Origin of the sequence: Microbacterium timonense (assembly GCF_900292075.1) — a bacterium.
GTDB lineage: Bacteria > Actinomycetota > Actinomycetes > Actinomycetales > Microbacteriaceae > Microbacterium > Microbacterium timonense.
Map to the genome: position 1 here is coordinate 493,514 of NZ_OLMV01000001.1, position 16,643 is coordinate 510,156.

13 protein-coding genes and 2 tRNA genes are annotated in these 16,643 nt (G+C 68.6%); 8 read left to right on the forward strand and 7 right to left on the reverse strand.

Features of this window, described 5'->3' with window-relative positions; genetic code table 11:
• Positions 1-91: 91 nt before the first annotated feature.
• The 6 genes from aceE to C9992_RS02430 all read left to right on the forward strand — a co-directional run bounded on the left by aceE (position 92) and on the right by C9992_RS02430 (position 7,742).
• Positions 92-2,821 (forward strand): pyruvate dehydrogenase (acetyl-transferring), homodimeric type, encoded by a 2,730-nt coding sequence (gene aceE / locus C9992_RS02405; protein ID WP_106813984.1) that lies wholly within the window; start codon positions 92-94, stop codon positions 2,819-2,821.
• 7 nt (positions 2,822-2,828) lie between these two features.
• A complete protein-coding gene (locus tag C9992_RS02410; RefSeq protein WP_106813985.1) occupies positions 2,829-4,049 on the forward strand; it encodes a PucR family transcriptional regulator in 1,221 nt (406 codons plus the stop codon).
• Between the two features lie 99 nt (positions 4,050-4,148).
• Positions 4,149-5,060, forward strand: coding sequence for an ACP S-malonyltransferase (locus C9992_RS02415; protein ID WP_106813986.1), 912 nt, complete (start codon positions 4,149-4,151; stop codon positions 5,058-5,060).
• Positions 5,061-5,073: 13 nt separating this feature from the next.
• Positions 5,074-6,075 (forward strand): beta-ketoacyl-ACP synthase III, encoded by a 1,002-nt coding sequence (locus C9992_RS02420; RefSeq protein WP_106813987.1) that lies wholly within the window; start codon positions 5,074-5,076, stop codon positions 6,073-6,075.
• 74 nt (positions 6,076-6,149) lie between these two features.
• Entirely contained in the window at positions 6,150-6,398 is a 249-nt protein-coding gene (locus C9992_RS02425; protein ID WP_106813988.1) for an acyl carrier protein, read from the forward strand.
• Between the two features lie 105 nt (positions 6,399-6,503).
• Positions 6,504-7,742 (forward strand): beta-ketoacyl-[acyl-carrier-protein] synthase family protein, encoded by a 1,239-nt coding sequence (locus C9992_RS02430; RefSeq protein ID WP_106813989.1) that lies wholly within the window; start codon positions 6,504-6,506, stop codon positions 7,740-7,742.
• 241 nt (positions 7,743-7,983) lie between these two features.
• On the opposite strand, the gene C9992_RS02435 is transcribed toward C9992_RS02430, so the two are convergent.
• On the reverse strand, positions 7,984-8,487 hold the full coding sequence (locus tag C9992_RS02435; protein ID WP_106814594.1) for a DUF3145 domain-containing protein: 504 nt from the start codon (positions 8,485-8,487) through the stop codon (positions 7,984-7,986).
• Between the two features lie 147 nt (positions 8,488-8,634).
• Positions 8,635-9,408: a hypothetical protein gene (locus C9992_RS02440; protein ID WP_106813990.1), complete on the reverse strand. Its 774-nt coding sequence runs from the start codon at positions 9,406-9,408 to the stop codon at positions 8,635-8,637.
• A gap of 142 nt (positions 9,409-9,550) precedes the next feature.
• On the opposite strand from C9992_RS02440, the gene C9992_RS02445 reads away from it, so the two are divergent.
• Positions 9,551-11,557, forward strand: a complete 2,007-nt coding sequence (locus C9992_RS02445; protein ID WP_106813991.1) for a DUF262 domain-containing protein — start codon at positions 9,551-9,553, stop codon at positions 11,555-11,557.
• 64 nt (positions 11,558-11,621) lie between these two features.
• Here the strand turns inward: C9992_RS02445 and nagE are convergent, their stop codons facing one another.
• From nagE to C9992_RS02460, 3 genes are all read right to left on the reverse strand, one after another.
• Entirely contained in the window at positions 11,622-13,562 is a 1,941-nt protein-coding gene (gene nagE / locus C9992_RS02450; RefSeq protein ID WP_106813992.1) for an N-acetylglucosamine-specific PTS transporter subunit IIBC, read from the reverse strand.
• Between the two features lie 214 nt (positions 13,563-13,776).
• Positions 13,777-13,850: transfer RNA gene (locus C9992_RS02455), tRNA-Ile, on the reverse strand.
• A 54-nt stretch (positions 13,851-13,904) separates the two neighbouring features.
• Entirely contained in the window at positions 13,905-14,996 is a 1,092-nt protein-coding gene (locus tag C9992_RS02460) for a DMT family transporter (RefSeq protein WP_200826205.1), read from the reverse strand.
• Between the two features lie 42 nt (positions 14,997-15,038).
• Between C9992_RS02460 and def the strand changes: the two genes are divergently transcribed.
• Positions 15,039-15,605, forward strand: a complete 567-nt coding sequence (gene def / locus C9992_RS02465; protein ID WP_106813993.1) for a peptide deformylase — start codon at positions 15,039-15,041, stop codon at positions 15,603-15,605.
• Positions 15,606-15,689: 84 nt separating this feature from the next.
• Here the strand turns inward: def and C9992_RS02470 are convergent.
• Both C9992_RS02470 and C9992_RS02475 read right to left on the reverse strand, forming a co-directional pair.
• Positions 15,690-15,762 (reverse strand) — tRNA-Asn (locus C9992_RS02470).
• Between the two features lie 74 nt (positions 15,763-15,836).
• Complete coding sequence (locus tag C9992_RS02475) at positions 15,837-16,625, reverse strand: ATP-binding cassette domain-containing protein (RefSeq protein WP_106813994.1); 789 nt, start codon at positions 16,623-16,625, stop codon at positions 15,837-15,839.
• Between the last annotated feature and the right edge of the window lie 18 nt (positions 16,626-16,643).

Below are 16,643 nucleotides of genomic sequence, written 5' to 3' on the forward strand. Positions count from 1 at the left end.
GGCAGATGGTGCGTTGTGCAGGGCTGACAAAGCCCGCACCGCTCCGCTAGCGATTCCCTGGCACGATCTGCCAGACGACGAAAGGTCTTCTGTGACTGTCAACGATCAGGATCCGTACTCGCAGGAACCCCTCGACAGCGATCCCGATGAGACCTCCGAGTGGCAGGAGTCCCTCCAGCAGCTCGTGCAGGCCAAGGGCCACGGCCGTGGACGCGAGATCATGCTGAGCCTGCTGCAGACCTCGCACGAGCTGCAGCTGGACGTGCCGCAGGTTCCCACCACGGACTACATCAACACCATCGCGCCCGAGAACGAGCCGGAGTTCCCCGGCGACGAGGAGCTGGAGCGCCGCTACCGGCGGTGGATCCGCTGGAACGCGGCCATCACCGTCCACCGCGCGCAGCGTCCCGGGATCGGCGTCGGCGGTCACATCTCCACGTACGCCTCGTCGGCCTCCCTGTACGAGGTGGGCTTCAACCACTTCTTCCGTGGCCTGGACGACCCGGCCGGCGGCGACCAGATCTTCATCCAGGGTCACGCGTCGCCTGGCATCTACGCGCGCTCGTTCCTCGAGGGCCGGCTCAGCGAGGCCCAGCTCGACGGCTTCCGCCAGGAGAAGTCGAAGGCGCCCGACGGGCTGCCCTCGTACCCGCACCCGCGGCTGATGCCGGACTACTGGCAGTTCCCGACGGTGTCGATGGGCATCGGACCGATCAACGCCATCTATCAGGCGATGACCAACAAGTACCTCACCAACCGCGGCATCAAGGACCTCTCCAACTCGCGGGTGTGGGCGTTCCTCGGCGACGGCGAGATGGACGAGGTGGAAAGCCGCGGCCAGCTCCAGGTGGCCGCGAACGAGGGACTGGACAACCTGACCTTCGTCATCAACTGCAACCTGCAGCGTCTCGACGGTCCGGTGCGCGGCAACGGCAAGATCATCCAGGAGCTCGAGAGCTTCTTCCGCGGCGCCGGCTGGAACGTCATCAAGGTCGTGTGGGGCTCCGGGTGGGACGAGCTGCTCGCCAAGGACGTCGACGGCGCCCTCGTGCACCTCATGAACACGACGCCCGACGGCGACTTCCAGACCTACCGCGCCGAGGACGGCGCCTTCATCCGCGAGCACTTCTTCGGGCGCGACGAGCGCACCGCGGCGCTCGTGAAGGACTGGAGCGACGACGACATCTGGGGCAAGCTCCGCCGCGGCGGCCTGGACTACCGCAAGGTGTACGCCGCATACAAGGCCGCCACGGAGCACAAGGGTCAGCCCACGGTCATCCTCGCCAAGACCATCAAGGGCTACGGGCTCGGTCACCACTTCGAGGGGCGCAACGCGACCCACCAGATGAAGAAGATGACCCTGCAGGACCTCAAGTACTTCCGCGACTCGATGCGCATCCCGATCTCGGACGCGCAGCTGGAGGAGAACCCGTACCTTCCGCCGTACTTCAACCCGGGCGGGCAGGACGAGACGATCCAGTACATGCTCGAGCGCCGACGCGCGCTCGGGGGCTTCCTGCCGGAGCGCCGCTCGCACCACGTGGGCATCCAGCTCCCCGGCGACGAGGCCTATGCGCTTCCGAAGAAGGGCTCCGGCACCCAGGAGGTCGCCACCACCATGGCGTTCGTTCGCCTGCTGAAGGACCTGCTGCGAGCCAAGGACTTCGGTCACCGCATCGTGCCGATCATCCCGGACGAGGCACGCACGTTCGGCATGGACGCGTACTTCCCCACCGCGAAGATCTACAACCCGCACGGCCAGAACTACACGTCGGTCGACCGCGAGCTGCTCCTGGCGTACAAGGAGAGCCCGCAGGGCCAGATCATGCACGTCGGCATCAACGAGGCCGGCGCGGTCGCCGCGTTCACGGCCGCCGGCACGTCCTACGCCACGCACGGCGAGCCGCTGATCCCGGTGTACGTCTTCTACTCGATGTTCGGGTTCCAGCGCACCGGCGACGCCCAGTGGGCCGCCGGTGACCAGATGGCCCGCGGCTTCATCATCGGCGCGACGGCAGGTCGCACCACGCTCACCGGTGAAGGTCTGCAGCACGCCGACGGGCACTCCCAGCTGCTCGCCTCGACGAACCCCGCGACGATCTCGTACGACCCCGCATACGGCTACGAGATCGCCCACATCGTGCGCGCGGGTCTGGAGCGCATGTACGGCGGGAACCATCCCGACCCGAACGTCATGTACTACCTCACCGTCTACAACGAGCCGCTCGTGCAGCCGGCGGAGCCCGAGGGTGTGGACGTCGACGGGATCGTTCGCGGCATCCACCGCATCTCCACGCTCGAGGGCGACGGGCCGCGCGCGCAGATCCTCGCGTCGGGCGTCGGCGTGCCGTGGGCGCTGGAGGCGCAGCAGCTGCTGCGCGACGACTGGGGAGTGCACGCCGACGTGTGGTCGGTGACCTCCTGGAGCGAGCTGCGCCGCGACGGTCTCGCCGCCGACGAGCACAACTTCCTCCACCCGGAGGAAGAGCCCCGCACCGCCTACATCACGCAGAAGCTGGCGGGAACACCCGGCCCGGTCATCGCCGTGAGCGACTTCATGCACGCGGTGCAGGACCAGATCCGCCCGTGGGTGCAGCACAACTTCGCCACGCTGGGCGCCGACGGCTTCGGCTTCTCCGACACACGTGCCGCCGCGCGCCGCTTCTTCAAGATCGACGGCCCCTCGGTGGTGGTCCGCACGCTCCAGGCGCTCGCGCAGGAGGGAGCGGTCGACCGCAGCCTGGCAGCCCAGGCGATCCACAAGTACCGCCTGCACGATGTCACGGCGGGAACGAGCGGGAACACGGGCGGCGAGAGCTGAACCGCGGATGGGCAAGTCCGCCGAGGTGATGGACAAGCCCGAGACGCTCGCGTGGCTGCGGCGCATCTCGGGTGATCTCGCCACCGTCACCATCAAGCGACTCGAGGAGACGCTGCCCTGGTACGCCGAGATGCCTCCGGCCCGACGCTCCGCCGTCGGGCTGGTGGCACAGGCCGGCATCACGTCGTTCATCCAGTGGTACGACGATCCCAACTCCACGCCGTGGATCGCGTCGGATATCTTCGCCGCGGCCCCGCGCGAGCTGTTGCGCAGCGTCAGCCTCCAGCAGACGCTGCAGCTCATCCGCGTCACGGTGGAGGTGACCGAGGAACGGGTCGCCGGCAAGGGTGAGCATCTGCGCGAGGCGATCCTGCTCTACTCGCGCGAGGTGGCCTTCGCCGCCGCCGACGTGTACGCGCGCGCCGCCGAGGCGCGGGGACTGTGGGACGCGAGGCTGGAAGCGCTGGTCGTCGACTCGATCCTCACCGGCGAGGCCGATGAGGAACTGCCCAGCCGCATCGCGGCGCTCGGCTGGCACGGACACGGTGAGGTCGCGGTGCTCGTCGGCACGACTCCCCCGCAGTTCGATGTGGATCAACTGCGCCGCACGGCCCGCAAGCTGGGAGTCGACGTGCTGATCGGCGTGCAGGGTTCGCGCCTGGTGCTCGTCGTCGGGCGCGCGGAGCCGGGCGCACGAGCGGACGATGCCGCGGCGGACCTGCCGTTCGCCGAGATCGCACGGCGGCTGGAGCCGGGGTTCGGCAACGGGTACCTGGTGCTCGGCCCGACCGTGCCGGCGCTGGTCGACGCGAGCCAGAGCGCCCGGGCGGCCCTCGCCGGCTTCGCGGTCGCCCGCGCGTGGCGTCACGCGCCGCGTCCGGTCGAGGCGGACGACCTCCTTCCGGAGCGCGCCCTCGCCGGCGATCCCCTGGCGAAGGCGACGCTCGTCGATCGCATCTACCGGCCGCTGCAGGGGCACAGCGCAGACCTCGTCGCCACACTGTGGGCCTATCTCGACAACGGCCGGTCGCTCGAGGCCACGGCCCGTGAGCTGTTCGTGCATCCGAACACCGTCCGGTACCGCCTCAAGCGCGTCTCGGAGGTCATCGGGTGGGACGCGACCGGGCCGCGGGAAGCGCTGATCCTGCAGACCGCCCTCATGCTGGGCTCGATCGGGACGGATGCCTCCCGCCGGCGTCCGGCGCCCGCCCGTCGCGCGCCCGTGTGACCGCGCGGCCGCAGAAGATGTCGGCCACGCACAAAGCCGCGCGCGATTCTTTGACGGTGTCGCCAGAATCGCCCTTTCGATGATTGGCAGGATGGAACGGTGAGAATCGCGGTCTTCCCCGGGCAGGGCTCCCAGTCCCCCGGTTTCCTGTCCCCGTGGCTCGATGCCGACGGCGCTGCCGATCGGCTGGCGCAGTACTCGGAGTGGTCCGGTGTGGACCTGGTCGCCGCCGGCACCGAGTGGGACGCAGACCGCATCCGCGACACGCAGGTCGCTCAGCCGCTCATCGTGGCGGCGAGCCTGCTGTCATGGAACGCCCTGCCCGACCGGGACGGCATCGGCGGCGTCGCCGGCCATTCCGTGGGCGAGTTCGCCGCCGCCGCGGCGGCGGGCGTCCTCAGCGAGCAGGCGGCGCTCACCCTCGTGGGCATCCGCGGCCGTGCCATGGCCGAGGCGGCTGCGACGGCGCAGACCGGGATGAGCGCCGTCATCGGCGGCGACGAGGCCGCGGTGCTCGCACGTCTGGAGGAGCTCGGGCTGTCGCCGGCCAACTACAACGGCGGCGGACAGCTCGTCGTGGCCGGTGCCCTGGATGGGCTGCAGGCTCTCGCCGCCGACCCGGTGCCGGGTACCCGCGTCATCCCGCTGCAGGTCGCCGGCGCGTTCCACACCCGGTACATGGCGCCCGCTGTCGATGCGCTGCGCGCCGCCGCGGCCGAGGTGACGGCATCCGATCCACGGGTCATGCTGTGGACGAATCGCGACGGATCGGCCGTCACGTCGGGTGCCGATTTCGTGGCCCTACTCGTGGATCAGGTGGCCTCGCCGGTGCGCTGGGACCTCTGCATGACGTCGTTCGCCGACGCCGGTGTCTCGGGCATCGTGGAGCTCTCGCCCGCCGGCACGCTGGTGGGCTTGGCCAAGCGTGCACTGCGCGGCGTGCCCGCCGTCGCCGTCAAGACCCCCGCCGACCTGGACGCCGCCACCGCGCTGGTGGCCGTCGAATCCTGACCGGAGCAAGAGCATGACCCCCACCCTGATCCAGCCGACAGGCGCCGCCCACACGCGGATCTACGCCTACGGAGCCGCGCGCGGTGAGATCGCCGTCCCCAACGAGGACCTCATCGGGCCGATCGACTCCAGCGACGAGTGGATCCGGCAGCGCACGGGGATCGTGACCCGCACGCGTGCCGTTCCCGAGACCGACGCGATCGATCTCGCGACGGATGCCGCGCGTGAGGCGATCGAACGGTCCGGCGTCGCGGCATCGCAGATCGACGCCGTCATCGTCGCCACAGTGAGCAATCCGAAGCAGACCCCCTCGGTCTCGGCGATCGTCGCCGATCGGGTCGGATCCAACCCGGCCGCCGCATACGATGTCAACGCCGCGTGCGCCGGTTTCGCGTACGGCGTTGCACAGGCTGACGCACTCATCCGTGCCGGTGCCGCCCACTACGCGCTCGTCATCGGCACCGAGAAGCTCAGTGACATCGTGGACCCCACCGATCGCAGCATCTCGTTCCTCCTCGGCGACGGAGCCGGCGCCGTGGTGATCGGTCCGAGCGAGGCCGCGGGGATCGGTCCCACCATCTGGGGCTCCGATGGTTCGAAGGCGGATGCCGTCGGCATGAACCACACGCTGACCGAGTTCCGCGATGGCGTGGCTCCGTGGCCGACGCTGCGTCAGGAGGGCCCGACGGTGTTCCGCTGGGCGGTGTGGGAGATGGTGAAGGTGGCGCGCCAGGCGCTCGAAGCGGCCGGCGTCGAAGCATCCGACCTGGCCGCCTTCGTGCCGCATCAGGCGAACATGCGCATCATCGACGAGTTCGCCAAGCAGCTCAAGCTGCCCGAGACGGTGGTGATCGGCCGCGACATCGAGACCACCGGGAACACGTCGGCGGCATCCATCCCCCTTGCCACGCACCGGCTCCTGGAGGAGCACCCCGAGCTCAGCGGCGGACTGGCCCTGCAGATCGGCTTCGGCGCCGGACTGGTGTTCGGCGCGCAGGTGGTCGTGCTGCCCTGACGTCGCGGGCCTCGACCCTAGACTGAGACCCGGCCCGCTCGGGTCCTCGAACCCCCAAGAAACAGGAGAATCCCATGGCATTCACCAGCGAAGAGGTCCTCGCCGGACTCGCCGAGCTCATCACCGACGAGACCGGCATCTCGGCCGACGAGGTCGCGCTCGAGAAGTCGTTCACCGACGACCTCGACATCGACTCGATCTCGATGATGACGATCGTCGTCAACGCGGAGGAGAAGTTCGGCGTCACCATTCCCGACGACGAGGTGAAGAACCTCAAGACCGTCGGCGACGCCGTCAGCTACATCACGTCGAACCAGGCGTAAGCAGTTCCGAATCGGGGCATCGCGCCCCACACCCCGGCTCGCCGTCGCGAGACCCCGGTGGGGGCTGCGGCCCCCACCGGCAAACCCACGAGGACTTTCACCGACATGAGCAACTCCCGAATCGTCGTCACCGGCATCGGCGCGTCATCGCCGTTGGGCGGCACGGCCCCCGAGAGCTGGTCCGCGCTGCTGGACGGCGTCTCGGGCGCGCGCACCCTCGAGTACGACTGGGTCGAGCAGTACCAGCTGCCGGTGACCTTCGCCGCTGAGGCGAAGGTGCGTCCCGACACGGTGCTCGAACGGCCCGTCGCCAAGCGCCTGGACCCCGCTTCGCAGTTCGCCATGGTCGCGGCCCTCGAGGCCTGGGCTGATGCGGGAAGCCCGGATGTCGACCCGGAGCGCCTCGGCGTGGACTTCGCGACGGGCATCGGCGGTGTCTGGACGCTGCTGGACGCGTGGGACGCCCTGCGCGAGAAGGGCCCGCGCCGGGTCATGCCGATGACCGTCCCCATGCTCATGCCGAATGCAGCGGCGGGGAATCTGTCGTTGCACTTCAACGCGCGCGCCTACGCGCGCACCGTCGCAAGTGCCTGTGCGTCGAGCACCGAGTCGATCGTGAACGCGGTGGAGCACATCCGTGCCGGGTATGCCGACGTCGTGATCGCCGGCGGCACGGAGTCGGCGATCCACCCCATCACGGTGGCGGCGTTCTCCTCCATGCAGGCACTGTCGCGCCGGAACGACGACCCCGCGACGGCCTCACGGCCTTGCAGCATCGACCGAGACGGCTTCGTCATGGGCGAGGGTGCGGGTGCCCTGGTGCTCGAGACCGAGGAGCACGCACGCGCGCGGGGCGCCAAGATCTACGCCGCCGTCGTCGGTGGCGGCGTCACCGCTGACTCGTACCACATCACCGCGAACGACCCCGAGGGGCTGGGCGCCTCGCGGGCCGTCCGCATGGCGCTGGAGATGGCGGATGCCTCTCCCGACGACGTCACGCACATCAACGCGCACGCGACGTCCACTCCGGTGGGCGACCCGAACGAGTACACCGCGCTGCGCTCCGTCTTCGGCGCCCGCATCGACGAGATCCCGGTCTCGGCGACGAAGGCGTCCACCGGTCACCTGCTGGGCGGCACCGGCGCCCTCGAGGCGATCTTCACGGTCCTCGCGCTGCGGGACCGCGTCGCGCCCCCCACCATCAACCTGACCACGCAGGACCCGGACGTGCCGTTCCGCATCTCGGGCACTCCGACGCCGCTCGGCGACGGGGCGCACCTCGCGATCAGCAACTCGTTCGGTTTCGGCGGACACAACGCCGTCGCCGCGTTCGCCACGGTCTGAGGCGGAAGGCGCCTCGCGGCGCTGCCGCGGCTGCACACGAAGACGCCCCCGCGCGGCCCGTCTCGGCTGACCAGCCGGTCCAACGGGCCGACGCCGGGGGCGTCTGTCGTGTCAGGCGGTGGTTCGCGGTCCCGCTGCCCGGGATTCACGGCCTCCGAGCCTCGGTAGTGGCGCCTCGCACCGCCTGCGTCTTCGTGAGTGCTAAATCGCTCCTTCGTCGCTTTCCGACACCCGGCGCGTCTCAGCCGACCTTGTGAAGCCAGACCACCGGCGCGTCGTCGCTCGCGTGCCGGAACGGCTCGAGCTCCTCATCCCAGGCGGCGCCGAGCGCGACCTGCAGTTCCCGATGCAGTTCGGCCGCGTCTCCCCCGGCGATCTCCATGGCGTACCGGATCCGGTCTTCGCCGATCACGACGTTGCCGGCGCTGTCGGTCTGCGCGTAGTGGATGCCGAGGCCCGGTGTGTGCAGCCACCGGCCGCCGTCGCTGCGCGGAGTCGGATCCTCGGTGACCTCGAAGCGCAGGTGCTCCCAGCCCCGGATCGCCGTGGCGAGCGCCGAACCGGTGCCCGCGGCGCCCTCCCAGTAGAACTCTGCGCGACGGCTGCCTGCCAGGACGGGCTGGTCGGCCCAGTCGAAGCTGACGGCACGCCCGAGGGCGCGCCCGACTGCCCACTCCAGGTGGGGGCACAACGCGCGTGGCGCAGAGTGAATGAAGATCACTCCACGCGCCTTTTGTGTCGCCATGATCTCTCCGTTCATCAGGTGCGTCTTCCCCTACGACCTGCGACGGTTGTCACGACTGCTGTTCGGTTGTGCTGCCGCCATTATCGCCGACAGGGCGGTGGAATCACAAGAGTGTGATTCCACCGCCCTGTCGCGTGCGATCGAGGCTCAGGCCTCGCTCATCGCCTGGACCTCGGCCTTGCCCTTGGCGGCGTAGTACGCCGCGCGCGCGGCATCCCGGCGGGCCTGCTCGGCCTGGCCGGCGTCGAGCACATCCTGTGCGACCTCGACCTGGTCGGTGGTCGGCTTGCCGTGGTACTTCTCGATGTAGGCGTCGAGTTCGGGACCGGACTCCCACGAGGTGATGAGGCAGTAGCGCGCCGCGTCGCCGTAGTGGGCGACGGCGTGCCACAGCCGCTGGGTGTCGACGATCAGCTGCGCGCCCGCGGGCAGGGCAACGCGGTACTCGATGCTGGGGTCGGTACGGTTCTCACGCAGCACGAAGTAGCTGTTCTTGTCGTCGGTGAGGTTGAAGAACCCACGAACGACCCAGCCGGTCCCGTCGGGGTTGAGGCGGTTGTTGTCGTCCTGGTGCAGGTTGTACAGCGCGTCGGCGTACGTGTTGGGCTGCAGCTCGATGATGCGGCAGCGGCCCACGTTGGCGCCCGGCTCCTGCGCGCGGCGCGTGAGGGTCGGCGCCTTCTCGGTCTGCGACGGGATCCAGACGCCGTCCTTGTCGGTGCGCGGCGGAGTGTGGTTCCAGAAGCCGTTGCACTCGATCTCGCCCTTGGCTGAGGCCAGTGGCGCGAAGCGGGTGTCACCCGAGGACTTCCAGTCGACGTACTCGATCGACAGCCATTCCTGCGGGTCGATCTCCTCGTTGTAGGAGTCGAGCACCACGAAGCCGGTCTCTTCGAGAGCGGCGGACTTGATGTAACCCATGACGAATCATGCCTTTCGGTCAGCGAGCCAGCGCGTTTTTACAGGCTCAACTTAGGCAAGCCTACCTCGGGGCCTCGGAGCAGCCGGATCGACGGCCCGGGAAAGGGGGACGCACCCTTGCCCCGCATAGACTGGACGGGCCATGGTGAGTGCCACGAACGTCGATGCGACCGCTGTCAACACGATCGGATGGCTGTCCGCCGCGGACCGGACGATCGTGGTTCCGGTGTATCAGCGACAGTATCGCTGGGACATCGGCGGCTGCGAGCAGCTCCTGGCCGACATCCGTGCGGTGGCCGACCTCGATGATCGGCACATGCATTTCATCGGCTCCATCCTCTCCTCCTCCAGCAGGGAGGGACGGGATGCCGAGCTCGTGCTCATCGACGGCCAGCAGCGCACCACGACGCTGATGCTGCTGGTCGCCGCACTCCACCACACGGTGCGCGATGCCGATCCGCAGCTCGCGCGCGACCTGCAGCGGGTGCTGGTGCACGCCGATGACGCCACCCGCACCAAGCTCCGACCGCACCGTGCGTGGGCCTCGGTGTATGAGCGCGTCGTCCTCGACCTGCCGCTTCCGCCCGGTGAGCAGCGCGACTCCCGGTTCGACGACAACTATGCGTTCTTCCGCAGTCAGATCAGCCTCGAGGAGGCGCCGCACATCTGGCGCGGACTGCAGAAGCTCGAGCACGTGGCGATCACGCTGGGATCGGGCGCCAATGCCCAGCAGATCTTCGAGAGCCTCAACTCCACAGGCGAGCCGCTGCGGGACCATGAGCTCATCCACAACTACGTGCTCATGGGGCTCAGCCACGGCGAGCAGCGTCGGATCGAAGCCGAGTACTGGCAGGCCATCGAACAGAACACCGGCGACGCGATCGCGGAGTTCTGGCGGCAGTATCTGACGATGCGGACCGGCCGCGAGGCGACCGTGGTCGGCGGGCGCGGGGTCTACGACGCCTTCCGGAGCGAGTTCCCGCGCCTGGACTTCAGCCGGCTCGTGGCGTACGCGGAGGAATGGCGGGCTCTCTCGCACGTGTATCGCATCCTGCGGGATCCCGACGAGGCGCCGGACGACGAGATCGGACGTCACCTCCGGTACGTGAACACCTTCGGGACCGACATGTACCCCCTGCTGATGCGCGCCTACCGCGATTTCGAGCTCGCGCGCATCGGGCGCGATGAGCTCATCGACACGCTGGAGATGGTGCAGTCGCTGGTCGTGCGGCGCTCCGTGGTCGGTACCGGCGTCGAGCGCCTGGTCGCTCGGCTGTGCCGTGCACGCGAGGAAGGGCCTGCGGCCCTGGTCGCCGCGATCTCGCGCATCACACCGTCGGACGAGCGCGTCGCGGTGGCGCTCAAGTACTCGGAGCTGCCGCATGCGGCCTACATCCTCGGCCGTATCGCCGGGGTGGACGGGCTGGCAGGGCTCGACGTCGAGCACATCTTCCCGCTGGCGCCGGGAGACTCATGGACCGGCGACGGCGTCCGCGAGTGGGCGTCGTACAGCGACGACGAACAGAACAGCCATCGCGCGCTGGCGAAGACGATCGGCAACCTGACGGTGCTCGAGGAGGATCTGGCCGTTCGCGCCTTCGATCGATCCTTCCCCGAGAAGAAGTCGCTGTATGCCCGCAGCGCCGTCTCGACGACCGCCGACCTGGCGCAGATCGACTCATGGGGCACGGCAGCGATCGCCGAGCGCTCCGCTGGGCTGACCGAGAGGTTCGTGCAGGTGTTCCAGCGTCCGGGCGGTCCGGCCATCGACGACGACGGCCTCACCCCGATCCTGGACGCGGTGCGCCGCCGCGGGTGGCCGCCCGGATGGCAGCGCGAGTGGTCCTACGTCGAGTACTGCGGAGAGCACTGGGAAGTGCCCGACGTGAAGTACCTCTTCAACCGCGTCTTCAAGCGACTGTGGGCCGACGCCCGCGATGCCGTCGAGCGCTACAGCGCGCGGCGCGGCGGGCCCGTCTACACCGCGGAGTCGTGGAACGGCCAATGGGACCGGCTCGACGACCAGCACTCCCTCTACATGGGGTGGGACTCCAGCTACATGCTGAGCGCCGTGCAGGGTGTGCTGGAGGAGGCGGGGCTGGCCGCCGAGGTGTTCGTGAAGTACTCCTACATCGGCAATGCCATGTAGCGGACCGCGCCGAAGGCGGGATGCCTCGTGGTGAGGCATCCCGCCTTCGGCGCATCGATGCCGGTCAGTCGAACGCGATCGACGCGTTCTCGTTGTTGAGGACGATCACCGGCGTGATCGCGGGGTGACCCGCGGCCTTGATCCTCGCCAGGTCGAAGCGCAGCAGGGGCGTCCCCGCGGCCACCTTCTGGCCCTTCTCCACGAGGGTGCGGAAGCCGTCGCCCTTCATCTGCACCGTGTCGATGCCGACGTGGATCAGCAGCTCCGTGCCGTCCTGGAGCACCAGGGCGACCGCGTGGCCGGTGTCGAAGGTGGCGCCGATCGTCCCGTCGGCGGGCGCGACCACGGTGTCACCGGTGGGCTCGATCGCCACGCCCGGACCCATGATCCCCTCGGCGAAGGTCGCGTCGGGCACCTGCGACAGCGGAACGACGGTGCCCTCCAGCGGCTGACGGAGCGAGACGGTGGTCGTGGTCGCCGCGTCCGTCAGGACCGCGGTGCTCCCGGCCGCCGGTGCCACGGCCGGTTCGGGCGCGGCACCGGTCGGCGCTTCGGCGCGCCCCGACATGATCTGCTCCATCGCGTCCTTCACGAACTGCACGTTCGTGCCGTACACGACCTGCACGGACTTGCCGCCCGGCTTCATCGTTCCGGCGGCACCGGCGCGCTTGAGGGCCGTGTCGTCGACCTTGCTGACGTCGTCGATCTCCAGGCGCAGGCGGGTCGCGCAGTTCTCCAGTTCGAGGATGTTGTCCTTCCCACCGAGGGCATCGATGAAGCGGCTCCCGGTGACGAGGTACTTGTCATCGGCAGAGCGGGTGTCGTACTCGGTGTCGTCGGCGAGGATGTCGTCGTCCTCGCGACCGGGGGTCTTGAGGTTGAAGCGCTTGATGAAGAAGTAGAACACTCCGAAATAGATGAAGAACCAGAAGACGCCCATCACCGGGATCAGCCAGGGATTCTGTGCCATCGGGTTCGACCATCCCAGTACGAGATCGACGAAGCCTCCCGAGAAGCCGAAGCCCATGCGGACGGGAAGGATCTGACTGATGGCCATCGAGATGCCCGTGAAGACCGCGTGCACCACATACAGGACGGGCGCCAGGAACATGAACGCGAACTCGAGCGGTTCGGTGACGCCCACGAAGAACGACGACACGGCGCCGCCGAGCAGGATGCCGTACGCCAGCTTCTTGCGGGTGGTCTTGGCCGTGAGGTACATCGCCAGCGCCGCGCCGGGCAACCCGAACATCATGATGGGGAAGAAGCCGGTCATGTACTGTCCCGTGACCCCGTACGTACCCTCGCCGGCGAGGAAGTTGTTCAGATCGTTGATGCCCGCGACATCGAACCAGAACACCGAGTTGAGCGCGTGGTGCAGACCCACCGGGATCAGCAGGCGGTTGAGGAATCCGTAGATGCCCGTGCCGACGGGGCCGAGGGTCACGATCCACTCGCCGAATGTGACCAGGCCGGTGTAGATGAAGGGCCACACGAAGAACAGCACGATGGCGAGCACGAGCGAGAAGCCCGCGGTCACGATCGCGACGGACCGCTTGCCGGAGAAGAACGAGAGGGCGTCGGGCAGCTTCGTGTCCTTGAAGCGGTTGTAGCAGAACGCGCCGATGAGACCGCAGATGATGCCGACGAACACGTTCTGCACCTTGAGGAACGCCGGGTCGACCTGATTGACGTCATCCACGCCGGTGAACACCATGACGGTCTCGGGCCTGAGCAGAGTCGTCACGACCAGCCATGAGACCAGTCCCGCCAGCGCCGACGTGCCATCGGACTTGTTCGCCATCCCGAGGGCGATGCCCACGGCGAACAGAAGGGCGATGTTGTCGAGCAGCGAGCCGCCGGCCGCGCCCAGGAACGTTGAGACCAGGTTAGGCGACTTGCCGCCGTTACTGACCCAGAACGCGATGCCGGACAGGATCGCCGCCACCGGCAGCACCGCCACCGGCAGCATGATCGATCTGCCGAGCCTCTGCAAGAACTTCATCGTTCGCCTCCGAGATGCGAGGAACAGTTGCTGGCGACGACGCTACACGCAAAGGAAGTCGCGTCAACAGGCCACCCCCTCCGAAAGTAAGGAGGGTGAACGAATTGCGCCGGGTCGGTGCATTCGAGCTTCGCGCGCGCCGGATCATGCGGACGCCGGGAACCGACTCGACACGAAGAGACAGCCGCCACCTCTGTGCGACGGCTCACATCTGTAGGGCGGGTGGGACTTGAACCCACGATCGTCGGGTTATGAGCCCGCTGCCTTGACCAGCTTGGCCACCGCCCCGCGCGCGCAACGTGCGCGGACAAGAGCCTACCGCTCGTGCACGAGTCGTCGGTGTCAGCGCCGATCGGGATCGTCGGCGCGGTCCTTGACCGGCGGCTCGGGCCAGACCTTCGCGACGGCCTCGGTCACCTTGATGGACCCGGTGCGCGGGTGTGCGGCATCCACTGTTCCGCCACTGCTTCCCCGCTGGATGGGCAGCTCCTGGCTCTCGCTGAGCACCTGGGGATGGTGGCGCGCGAGCTGGAAGACGCCCCACACCGCCACAGCGCCCACGACGGCGAAGGCGATGTACACCCACAGCGGCGCGCCGGCCGCCTCCTGCAACACGGTGAGACCGATGATGATCGCCACGATGGGGTCGATCACGGTCAGGCCGGCGACCACGAGGTCAGGCGGCCCCGACGCGTAGGCGCTCTGCACGAAGTAGGCGCCCACGATCGCCCCGAGAATGAGCGCGGCCAGGCAGGTGAATGTCAGCCAGTCGAAGTCGCTGGCCTTGATCCGTTCGATCACCACCTTGGCAAGCGTCGCCACGAAGCCGTAGATGACGCCGGCCGCGATGATGTAGAAGAGCGGGCCCATCCGCTTCCGCAAGCAGATCCACAGTCCCGCGAACACCACGGTGACCACGCCCAGCAGGACCAGGATCGTGACGAGCTGTGCGTTCGACACCGGCTTCTCGGTCGCGAACAGCGCCGCGATCGTCACGAAGACGAAGATGCCGCCCACGCAGGCACCGATCGCGGTGAGAGACCGCTTCGTGGGTTTGTGCCCGCTGATCTGGGCGTTCAGCAGCGTGGTGATGACGAGCGCGACCGCGCCGAGCGGTTGAACCACGATCAGTGGTGCGAAGGCGAGAGCGGCCAGCTGGCACACGATCGCCAGGCCCAGCATCAGCGTGCCGATCACCCACGACGGCCGCGCCAGGAGCTTGAGCAGGTGGCTGGCGTCCAGTCCTCCCTGACTCCCCTGGGTACCGCTCAGGCGCTCGACCTTGGTGACGCCGCGATGCTGGTACTGGGCGCCGAACGACATGAACACCGCACCGAGGAGCGCCAGCGGGATGCCGATGAGGATGCCGGGGTTCTGGAAGGCGCCGACGAGCTGATCGCCCACGTCCTCGAGCTCCACCGCCGTCCACACCACACATCGACACTAGCCGCAGGCGTCGCTCGATAGGCTCAAGGCGTGGCTGTTCTCCCGATTCGCATCATGGGCGATCCCGTCCTGCACTCCCCTGCTTCCCCGGTCGACGAGATCACCGACGAGATCCGCGCGCTCGTCGCCGACATGTTCGAGACGATGGATGCCGCCCCCGGTGTCGGGCTGGCCGCACCGCAGGTCGGCGTTCCGCTGCGCATCTACACGTACACGTACACCGATGACGACGGGGCACCCTGGCGGGGCGTGATCATCAACCCGGAGCTGTGGATGCGACCGCTCGAGCCGGGCTCGCCGGACCCGGACGAGGAATCCGAGGGGTGCCTGTCATTCCCGGGGGAACGGTTCCCGTTGCGCCGCTCGGACGAAGTGCTCGTGACGGGCATCGACCTCGAAGGCGAGCCGGTGCGCATCCAGGTGGACGGGTGGCGTGCCCGCATCATGCAGCACGAGTTCGACCACCTCGACGGGGTGCTCTACATCGACCGCCTGGACGACGGTGACTGGAAGACGGTGCAGAAGATCGCCCGCAAGCGCGGGTGGGGGCGCCCCGGCAGCGCATGGACGCCCGGGGTGGACGACCTCGAGGCGTGAGGCCTGCACACCCACGTGAACCGGTCGGAGAATGCGGCCCTCACGATGAAGAAAGGCCCCGAGGTGGAGCTCGGGGCCGATCCGCTCCCCCACTTGGACTCGAACCAAGAACCTATCGGTTAACAGCCGATTGCTCTGCCAATTGAGCTATGGAGGAATGTGCTCCGCGCTCGCGCGGGCAACCAGTCCATATTAGCAAAGCTCCGGCGGTGCGATGACCACCGCCGGCCCTCAGGAGCCGACCAGCCGCCGATCGGCCTCACCGCTGGGCGTCCAGAGAAGATCGTCCGTGCCGTGCCCGAAGGCGACCGCGTGACCTGCCCGCAGGACGAGCACGTCGGCATCGAGCTCCTTGATCGCCTCGCGCTCGTTGGTGATCACGAGAGCGGCCATCCCGAGGTCCCGGCGGCGGCGCATGATCGCCTCGCGTGCCGCCTTGCGGACCTCGACGTCCATGTTCGCGAACGGATCGTCGGCGACGAGAACGCGAGGCTGAAGCACCAGCGCGCGTGCCAGCGCAACGCGCTGGCGCATGCCCGCGCTCAGTTCGTACGGATACTTCGCCGACGCGCCCAGAGGCAGCAGCATCTCGTCGAGCAGGGAGGCGACACGCACGGCGAGCGCTCGCGCGCTCACGCGCCGGTCGCGGCTGGTGATCGGTTCGCCGATGACCTCGGCCACCGTCAGTCGCGCCGGAAGCCGGGCACCCGCCGACTGGGGCATGTAACCGGCGTAGTACGTCAGATAGCGATGCGCCCGCCCGGGATGGCGGACCGGGATCCCCTCCACCAGGCCGCTGCCGCCGACCACCGCGAGCCCGGGCTCATCGGCGCCGGCGAGGACCGCGGCCAGCGAGGACTTGCCCGACCCCGTCGGCCCCATGACAGCGAGGATGCCGCCATGGGCGAGCCGGAACGAGACGCCGTCGACCACGCGCTGCGCGGCGCCGCCGCGTGCCGCGCGGGCGATGGACAGATCAGAGCAGTCGATGGCGAACTCCGCGTCTCGTCTTCGAGCCATGACTTCATCCTGCCGTGC

Excerpts from the sequence above, each read along its gene's own strand:
- C9992_RS02410 (WP_106813985.1), top strand. The coding sequence starts at position 2,829 with ATGGGCAAGTCCGCCGAGGTGATGGACAAGCCCGAGACGCTCGCGTGG.
- C9992_RS02420 (WP_106813987.1), top strand. The coding sequence starts at position 5,074 with ATGACCCCCACCCTGATCCAGCCGACAGGCGCCGCCCACACGCGGATC.
- C9992_RS02425 (WP_106813988.1), top strand. The coding sequence starts at position 6,150 with ATGGCATTCACCAGCGAAGAGGTCCTCGCCGGACTCGCCGAGCTCATC.
- C9992_RS02430 (WP_106813989.1), top strand. The coding sequence starts at position 6,504 with ATGAGCAACTCCCGAATCGTCGTCACCGGCATCGGCGCGTCATCGCCG.
- C9992_RS02435 (WP_106814594.1), bottom strand. The coding sequence starts at position 8,487 with ATGGCGACACAAAAGGCGCGTGGAGTGATCTTCATTCACTCTGCGCCA.
- C9992_RS02440 (WP_106813990.1), bottom strand. The coding sequence starts at position 9,408 with ATGGGTTACATCAAGTCCGCCGCTCTCGAAGAGACCGGCTTCGTGGTG.
- C9992_RS02445 (WP_106813991.1), top strand. The coding sequence starts at position 9,551 with ATGGTGAGTGCCACGAACGTCGATGCGACCGCTGTCAACACGATCGGA.
- nagE (WP_106813992.1), bottom strand. The coding sequence starts at position 13,562 with ATGAAGTTCTTGCAGAGGCTCGGCAGATCGATCATGCTGCCGGTGGCG.
- C9992_RS02475 (WP_106813994.1), bottom strand. The coding sequence starts at position 16,625 with ATGGCTCGAAGACGAGACGCGGAGTTCGCCATCGACTGCTCTGATCTG.